This window comes from Geodermatophilus sp. SYSU D00758, from assembly GCF_054049955.1.
In genome coordinates this window covers 1-4,643 of the sequence record NZ_JBJGYK010000084.1, presented here as the reverse complement: position 1 = coordinate 4,643, position 4,643 = coordinate 1, and the positions used below count along the sequence as shown (strand labels likewise).

The following is a 4,643-nucleotide window of genomic DNA, read 5'->3' as shown; positions in this document are numbered from 1 at the left end:
GCCACCCCCACCCGCCGGCCCCCCCCCCGGCGGGGGGGGGGCCGCCCCGCCGGGGGGGGCGCCCCCCCCCCCCCCCCACACCGTCAGGAGGACGGCGTCAGTTCCCGCACCCGGGCGATGAACTCCTTCTCGCAGAAGTCCAGGAAGCCGTCCGGGTCGGGCCCGGTGTTCTGCAGCACCAGCCGGTCGAACCCGGCGTCCACGTAGGGCTGGGCCTGCTGCAGGTGCGCCTCGGCGTCCGGGCCGACGGAGAACTGCCGGCGGATGTCGTCGGGCTTCACCGTGGCGCTGGCCGCCTCGAAGTTGACCGGGTTGGGCAGCTCGCTCATCACCTTCCAGCCGGTCAGCGCCCACCGGCTGGTCTCCAGGGCGGCCTGGACGGCGGACTCCTCGTCGGTCGCCCACGCCATCGGCACCTCGGCGTAGTGCGGGCCCTTGCCGCCGGCGTCGCGGTAGGCCTCGACCAGGTCGGTGCGGGGCTCGGTGGCGAACAGCCCGTCGCCGTGCTCGGCTGCCAGCGCGGAGGCGTTGCGCCCGCCGCTGGCCACCGCGATGAGCGGCAGCTCGTCGGGGAGGTCGAAGACGCGCGCGTCCTCCAGCTGCAGGTGCTTCCCCTCGAAGGACCGGTAGCCGCCCTGCCACAGCAGCTTGATGATCTGCAGCGCCTCCCGCAGCATCTCGTGCCGGGTGTGCACGGCCGGCCAGCCGGTGCCGACGACGTGCTCGTTGAGCCGCTCACCGGCACCGATGCCGAGGGTGAACCGGTTGCCGGACAGGATCTGCACCGTCGCGGCGGCCTGGGCGATGATCGCCGGGTGGTACCGGATGATCGGGCAGGTCACGCCGGTGGTCAGCCCGATCCGCTCCGTCCTCGCCGCCATCGCGCCCAGCAGGGACCACGTGAACGGGCTGTGGCCCTGGTCGTCCAGCCAGGGGTGGTAGTGGTCGCTCATCTCGACGAAGTCGAAGCCCGCCTGCTCGGCGCGGACCGTCTGCCGGATGATCTCCTCGGGGCCGAACGCCTCGGTGGCGAGCTTGTAGCCGACCTGCATCACGTCGTCCTCACTGTGGGGTCCCTCGGTCCTCCTCGCGCGTGCCCGGGTCGCGCGCGACGGAAACGGCGCGGCGGGGTGTCGTGACGTGGGCCACTAGGGTTCCCGCATGGCGCACAGGCAGCTGCGGACGGTCCTGGAGGGTGGCGGGTTCTTCGAGGGCCCGCGTTGGTACGAGGGCACCTGGTGGGTGTCGGACTTCTACCGGCACCAGGTCAGCCGGGTGGGCCCCGACGGGGCCGAGACCGTGGTGGTCGAGGTTGAGCAGCAGCCCTCGGGCCTCGGCTGGCTGCCCGACGGCTCCCTGGTGCTGGTGTCGATGAAGGACCGGCGGGTGCTGCGGTTCGCCGACGGGGAGCTGACCGTGCACGCCGACCTGGACGCGCACTGCGGCGGGCACCTCAACGACATGGTCGTCGACGCCGGCGGGCACGCGTTCGTGGGCGACTTCGGCTTCGACCTCATGGCCGGCGGTGCCCCCGCCCCGGCTTCGCTCAAGCGGGTCGACCCGGACGGCTCGGTGACCGTGGTCGCCGAGGGGCTGAACTTCCCGAACGGCTCGGTGATCACCCCCGACGGGGGCACCCTGCTGGTCGGTGAGTCGTTCGGCAACCGCTACAGCGCCTTCGACCTTGCCCCGGACGGGTCGCTGTCGAACCGGCGCACCTGGGCGCGGTTCGGCCCCGAGCCCACCGGCAGCACGACCGAGGAGGTCATCGGCCAGCTCGTCGTCGCCCCGGACGGCTGCACGCTGGACGCCGACGGGCACGTCTGGGCCGCCGACGCGATCGGCGGCCGGGTGGTGCGCGTGGCGCCCGGCGGCGGGGTCGTCGACGAGATCGCCGTCCCCGAGGGGCTCGGCGTGTACGCCTGCATGCTCGGCGGGGACGACGGCCGCACGCTGCTCCTGTGCTGCGCGCCGGACTTCTACGAGCACAACCGCGCGCCGGTGCGCGAGGCCGTGCTGCTCGCGACCGAGGTGGGGGTGCCGCACGCCGGGCGCCCCTGACGCCCTCAGTCCTCCCCCGCGTCGGGCCCGCTGCCGGGGTCGCGGGCCAGCAGCCACGTCGCGCCCCCGAGCAGCAGCCCGGCGACGACCGAGAGGACGACGACGGCCGGGGTCCCGAGATCCACCCACCGCTCGAGCAGCAGCCGGGTCTGCGACGTCGGGTCGGCCAGCACCACCCCCACGAAGACCGCCACCAGCAGGCCCGCCGCCACCGCGAACACGTGCGAGAACGGGCCGCTCCAGCCCGTGCGCTGCCGCACCGCCCGGGCGGCCTTGACGATGCGCCCGGCCCGCAGCACCCGCAGCGCGCCGACCGTGCGGGCGAGGCGGAGCACCTGCACCGGGCCGACGGCGAAGACGACGGCGAGGATCACCAGCAGGGTCATGCCGATCAGGCCGAGGTGCCCGCGGACCCAGGCGCGCCGGTCCTCGGTGACGGCGAACAGCACCACGGTCTCGGCCACCAGGACCGCGCCGCTGGCGATGTCGACGACCCGGCCGGCCGTCCCCCAGACGCCCTCGGCGATGGAGAGGAACATCGCCGGGACCGACGCCAGCGCCGCGACGAGCACCGGCAGGGCCAGCCGGTCCTGCCATCGCTGCTCGCGGCTCCTCACGTCGGGCACGGCGACCACCCCCGGACGCACCGCGACCCCCGCCGCCGGGGCAGGGGTCGCGGCAGGTCGGTGCGCTCAGCCGCGGCCGCGGCCGCGGGGGGCGCCCCCCTTGCCCTTGCTGCCCAGGTTGGAGACCAGCTGCTTGATCTTCGCCTGGTTCTGCGGCTTGCGGGCCTCGTCCATCGCCTTCTTGGCGATCCCCGCCTTGCCGAGCTTGCCCAGCAGTCCCATGACCGCCTCCTCGCGAATCGGGTGCGTCGGTCCCCGGAGGGGTGCCCGCAGGACCCGTCGTCAACCGTGCCGTGCTCGTGCCGGGGTGTGTCAGTCCCCCGGCGGAGCCGCGTCGGGCGGGCCGGCCGAGCTGGGTCCGGTGGCGCTGCCCGGGACACCCGGGGTGCCCTGATCGCTCGACATGGTGCCGTCCTGCGCCGCCCGCGGGCTCTGCTCGGGTGCGGCACCGACCTCGTCGTGCTCCGGCCGTTCGCCGGGCACCCCCTCGGTGGGCTCGTTCGTCCCCCCGGCGGGGCGACCGGTCATGTTGCTCTCGCTCATCGCGGACCTCCCTGTCCCGGTGCAGGAGGAGTGCCCCGGACGGCGGCGCGGAAACGACCGCGCCCCCGGCCGGGAGGGCCGGGGGCGCTCGCCCGGGGCTCCGGGTTCGGTGGGCGCGGGCTCGGTGGGCGCGGGCTCAGTGCGTGCGGCCGTAGCCGCCGCCGCGGTTGCCCTTCTGCTTGTTCTGGAAGTCCGCGATGAACTTCTTGATCTTCGCCTGGTTCTGCGGCTTGCTGGCCTCCTGGATCACCTTCGCGGCGATCCCGGACGCCAGCACCTTGCGCAGCATGCCGGCCATCTCTGCCTCCCTGGGGTCGGGGTCGGTTGGGGGGTGGGTGCCCGGGGAACGTCCCGGCCACACCCCCGGGTTCCCGGCGCAGGACGTCGTCCGCCGGTCACCCAGCGTCCGGGCACGCCGCACCGCTCCGGATTCGTCCGGGGCGCCGTGCACGGACGCCCGACGACGCGTCCGGGCCGGCCGTCCACCGTCGCCGCAGGTCGGGACGGCGAGTCGGGGCGGGGCCGCTCCCGGGGGGCCACCGCATGCCCGCCCGGCGGGGGGCCGCCGCGCCCCCTAGCGTCTGTCGCGGCCCGGACGGGATCGGTTCGTCACCACCCGGTGGCACCCGCCGGACCACCGCCGAACCAGGCCCCGGTGCACGACCGCCGGGGCAGGGCCGGGGACCCACCGCACGTCTGGGGTGAAGCGCGCGTGCCGCGCCGGGCGACTCCTCCGTCCGAACCCGTCAGCTAACCCGGTAGGCGGTCTCGTGGAGAACAGGAGACCCGTCGTCCATGACGACTGCCCGCACGACCCTCGCTCGCCGCTCGTTCCGCACCGTCGCCGTCGCCGCTGTCGCGGGCGCCGGCATCGCCCTCTCCCCGCTGCCGGCCTCGGCGAGCACCGGCGGCACCACCGTCGCCGCGGTCGCCCCGGTCGCCGCGGCGGCCCCCGCCCCCACCGGTGCCGCGCAGGTCGCCGTCGACACGGCGCTGGCCCAGATCGGTGACATGTACGTCTGGGGCGGGGCCGGCCCGAACGTGTTCGACTGCTCGGGCCTGACGCAGTACGCCTACGCCGCCGCCGGCGTCTCGCTGCCGCACTCCTCGCGGATGCAGTCGACGATGGGCGCCCCGGTGGCGAAGTCCGACCTGCAGCCGGGTGACCTGGTGTTCTTCTACAGCCCGGTCAGCCACGTCGGCATGTACATCGGCAACGGCCAGATGGTCCACGCCTCGACCGCCGGCAAGCCGGTCGCCGTGGTCAACCTGGACTCGATGCCGAGCTACGCCGGCGCCCGCCGGGTGGTCTGACACCCGTCCGGCGGGGGGGCGCCGCCCCGCGGGGCCGGGCCGCGGCGGGGGGGGGGGGCGGGGGGGCGCGCGCCGCCCCCCGGGGGCGGAGACACCCCC

The 4,643-nt window shown here is 75.4% G+C and carries 7 protein-coding genes and 1 riboswitch; of the genes, 2 read left to right on the top strand and 5 right to left on the bottom strand.

Annotation, left to right across the window (positions count from 1 at the left end):
* Positions 1-83: 83 nt before the first annotated feature.
* Entirely contained in the window at positions 84-1,052 is a 969-nt protein-coding gene (locus ACI8AC_RS25150; RefSeq protein ID WP_456900588.1) for a TIGR03557 family F420-dependent LLM class oxidoreductase, read from the bottom strand.
* 109 nt (positions 1,053-1,161) lie between these two features.
* Here ACI8AC_RS25150 and ACI8AC_RS25145 point away from each other — a divergent pair, with 109 nt between their 5' ends.
* Positions 1,162-2,061 carry an SMP-30/gluconolactonase/LRE family protein gene (locus tag ACI8AC_RS25145; protein ID WP_456900587.1) on the top strand — a complete coding sequence of 300 codons (900 nt, stop codon included), beginning with the start codon at positions 1,162-1,164 and terminating at the stop codon, positions 2,059-2,061.
* Positions 2,062-2,066: 5 nt separating this feature from the next.
* Here the strand turns inward: ACI8AC_RS25145 and ACI8AC_RS25140 are convergent, their stop codons facing one another.
* From ACI8AC_RS25140 to ACI8AC_RS25125, 4 genes are all read right to left on the bottom strand, one after another.
* A complete protein-coding gene (locus ACI8AC_RS25140) occupies positions 2,067-2,687 on the bottom strand; it encodes a hypothetical protein (protein ID WP_456900586.1) in 621 nt (206 codons plus the stop codon).
* 66 nt (positions 2,688-2,753) lie between these two features.
* Positions 2,754-2,909, bottom strand: coding sequence for a hypothetical protein (locus ACI8AC_RS25135; protein WP_456900585.1), 156 nt, complete (start codon positions 2,907-2,909; stop codon positions 2,754-2,756).
* Between the two features lie 90 nt (positions 2,910-2,999).
* Positions 3,000-3,230, bottom strand: coding sequence for a hypothetical protein (locus ACI8AC_RS25130; RefSeq protein WP_456900584.1), 231 nt, complete (start codon positions 3,228-3,230; stop codon positions 3,000-3,002).
* A gap of 136 nt (positions 3,231-3,366) precedes the next feature.
* Positions 3,367-3,528, bottom strand: a complete 162-nt coding sequence (locus ACI8AC_RS25125) for a hypothetical protein (protein ID WP_456900583.1) — start codon at positions 3,526-3,528, stop codon at positions 3,367-3,369.
* A 356-nt stretch (positions 3,529-3,884) separates the two neighbouring features.
* Positions 3,885-4,010, top strand: a riboswitch (cyclic di-AMP (ydaO/yuaA leader).
* Between the two features lie 15 nt (positions 4,011-4,025).
* Between ACI8AC_RS25125 and ACI8AC_RS25120 the strand changes: the two genes are divergently transcribed.
* Positions 4,026-4,544: a C40 family peptidase gene (locus tag ACI8AC_RS25120; protein ID WP_456900582.1), complete on the top strand. Its 519-nt coding sequence runs from the start codon at positions 4,026-4,028 to the stop codon at positions 4,542-4,544.
* Positions 4,545-4,643: the final 99 nt, after the last annotated feature.